This is a genomic window from Acanthopleuribacter pedis, from assembly GCF_017377855.1.
Lineage (GTDB): Bacteria > Acidobacteriota > Holophagae > Acanthopleuribacterales > Acanthopleuribacteraceae > Acanthopleuribacter > Acanthopleuribacter pedis.
In genome coordinates this window covers 1-3,329 of sequence record NZ_JAFREP010000084.1, presented here as the reverse complement: position 1 = coordinate 3,329, position 3,329 = coordinate 1, and the positions used below count along the sequence as shown (strand labels likewise).

Annotated in this window: 2 rRNA genes; both read left to right on the top strand. The window is 52.6% G+C overall.

What is annotated here, in order from left to right:
• The first annotated feature begins 58 nt into the window (after positions 1-58).
• Positions 59-3,034: ribosomal RNA gene (locus J3U88_RS33900) — 23S ribosomal RNA — on the top strand.
• A 62-nt stretch (positions 3,035-3,096) separates the two neighbouring features.
• Positions 3,097-3,210 (top strand): 5S ribosomal RNA (gene rrf / locus J3U88_RS33895).
• Positions 3,211-3,329: the final 119 nt, after the last annotated feature.

Here is a 3,329-nt window from a genome sequence, read left to right as displayed (position 1 = left end):
TAGCAAAAATGCGTTTGCGCGAAGGTTTGATCCGAGTGATCGGTCTCGCGCAGATGAAGGTTAAGTTATTAAGAGCACAGGGTGGATGCCTTGGCCGTAGTAGGCGATGAAGGACGTGGTAAGCTGCGAAAAGCTGTGACGAGGTGCAAACAACCGGCGACTCACAGATGTCCGAATGGGGAAACCCGGTACCGTTTCCGGTATCATGCGTACGTGAATCCATAGCGTGCGTAAGCGAACGTGGGGAAGTGAAACATCTCAGTACCCATAGGAAGAGAAAGTAATAACGATTCCGTGAGTAGCGGCGAGCGAAAGTGGAAGAGCCTAAACCTGTACCGTGTCAAGGTTCAAGCCGTTGCGGTATGGGGGTTGTGGGACATCTTGGTACGTGCTTGAACACGTGCAAAGAGTTACAAAGCTGTTGGTTAGTTGAAGGTTTTGGGAAATTCCGCCAAAGAGGGTGAAAGCCCCGTAAGCGAAAACCAACAGTCTCTTAAGATGCACCCGAGTATGGCGGGACACGAGAAATCCTGTCAGAATCCAGGAGGACCATCTCCAAAGGCTAAATACGACTACGGACCGATAGTGAACCAGTACCGTGAGGGAAAGGTGAAAAGAACCCTTAGAAAGGGAGTGAAATAGTACCTGAAACCCTGTGCTTACAAGCGGTTGGAGCCATCTTCGGATGGTGACAGCGTGCCTTTTGCATAATGAGCTGGCTAGTTAATTTCTGGAGCAAGGTTAAGGTATATCGGAGCCGAAGCGAAAGCGAGTCTGAATAGGGCGCATAGTTCCAGGGATTAGACGCGAAGCGGGATGATCTAGCCATGGGCAGGTTGAAGCTTGGGTAACACCAAGTGGAGGACCGAACCAGTATCGGTTGAAAACGATTTGGATGACCTGTGGTTAGGGGTGAAAGGCCAATCAAATTCCGTTATAGCTCGTTCTCCCCGAAATAGCTTTAGGGCTAGCGTCTCATGTTTCCTCTTGGAGGTAGAGAGCTGGAAGGACTAGGGGCCACACCCGGTTACTGAATCCTATCAAACTACGAATGCCAAGAGGGTCAGTGAGGCAGTCAGACTGTGGGTGACAAGATCCATTGTCGAGAGGGAAAGAACCCAGACCATCTGCTAAGGTCCCAAAGTACGTGCTAAGTGGAAAAGGATGTGGGAGCGCTCAGACAACCAGGACGTTGGCTTAGAAGCAGCCATCGTTTAAAGAAAGCGTAATAGCTCACTGGTCAAGCGAGCCTGTGCCGATAATGTAACGGGGCTCAAGCACGACACCGAAGCAATGGGATGCGCAAGCATCAGTAGGGGAGCATTCCGTAGGCCGACGAAGATGGAGCGTGAGCTCTGTTGGAGGTATCGGAAGAGACTCTGCCAGCATCAGTAACGAAAAGACGGGTGAGAACCCCGTCCGCCGAAAACCCAAGGATTCCGGGGCAAGGTCAATCCGCCTCGGGTGAGTCGGTCCCTAAGACGAGGTCGAAAGACGTAGTCGATGGAAATCCGGTTAATATTCCGGAACCAGCAGTCTTCGTTTTAGCGAAGGAGGGACGCAGGAAGGTAGCTCTACCGGCTGATGGACGCCGGGCTAAGCATGTAGGTAGACATGGTAGGTAAATCCGCCGTGTTGTTGATCTGAGATGCGAATGGTGTGGGACCCCACGGGGACCTGCATTGAGTGATCCTCGACTGCCAAGAAAAGCTTCTAAGTGAGAAGACTGTTGACCGTACCGTAAACGGACACACGTGGGTGAGGAGAGAATCCTAAGGCGTTCGAGAAAACTCAGGCTAAGGAACTCGGCAAACTAGCCCCGTAACTTAGGGAGAAGGGGTGCCTCTGGTATGTGAAGATCTTCGCGATTGGAGCAGAACGAGGTTGCAGTGAAAAGTCCCAAGCGACTGTTTACCAAAAACACAGGACTCTGCGAAGTCGAACACGACGTATAGGGTCTGACGCCTGCCCGGTGCCGGAAGGTCACGAGGAGATGTTATCCTTTGGGAGAAGCATTGAATTTAAGCCCCGGTAAACGGCGGCCGTAACTATAACGGTCCTAAGGTAGCGAAATTCCTTGTCGGGTAAGTTCCGACCTGCACGAATGGCGTAACGATTTGGGAACTGTCTCAGCCTGAGACTCGGTGAAGTTGTAGTGTCGGTGAAGATGCCGACTACCCGCAGCAAGACGGAAAGACCCCGTGAACCTTCACTACAGCTAGATATTGATCTTGGGTGTTGCATGTGCAGGATAGGTAGGAGGCTTTGATCAGTGCTCGTCAGGGTGCTGTGAGCCAATGGTGAGATACTACTCTTGTAACATCGAAGATCTAACCGCGACGCGTAAGCCGGGTCCGGGACAGTGTCTGGTGGGTAGTTTGACTGGGGCGGTCGCCTCCTAAAGAGTAACGGAGGCGCCCAAAGGTTCCCTCAGGTGGTTTGGAAATCCACCGAAGAGTGTAAAGGCATAAGGGAGCTTGACTGCGAGAGAGACATCTCGAGCAGGGACGAAAGTCGGGCTTAGTGATCCGGCGGTGCTGTATGGAAAGGCCGTCGCTCAACGGATAAAAGGTACTCCGGGGATAACAGGCTGATCTTGCCCAAGAGTTCACATCGACGGCAAGGTTTGGCACCTCGATGTCGGCTCATCGCATCCTGGAGCTGAAGCAGGTTCCAAGGGTTAGGCTGTTCGCCTATTAAAGCGGTACGCGAGCTGGGTTCAGAACGTCGTGAGACAGTTCGGTCCCTATCTGCTGTGGGCGTAGGAGATTTGAGAGGAGCTGTCCTTAGTACGAGAGGACCGGGATGGACGAACCTCTGGTGTACCAGTTGTGCCGCCAGGTGCAATGCTGGGTAGCTATGTTTGGAAGGGATAACCGCTGAAAGCATCTAAGCGGGAAGCCCACCTCAAGATGAGATCTCCCTGGGGAAACCCCTGAAGACTCCTTCGAGACGAGGAGGTAGATAGGCCGAGGGTGGAAGTCTGGTAACAGATGGAGCTGATCGGTCCTAATAAGTCGTGAGGCTTAACCTTCAAATGCGCGAGGCTTATCAAAGCCGTGAGCGCGTCAAGTCTAGTCACTTGATTCAATCATTTCTGGTAGCGATATCGTCGGGGTCACACCGGTTCCCATTCCGAACACCGTAGTTAAGTCCGATAGAGCCGATGATACTGGGGTTCGACCCTGGGAAAGTAGGTCACTGCCAGAGCCACACACTGAAGAGCCCGCGAAAGCGGGCTTTTCTTATTTCCGGCTGTTTGTTGGTTCCCAGCGGGCGGGCTCGTTGACGATCTGGGAACAGGTAATGCATGTTGGTCGATCCGGCGT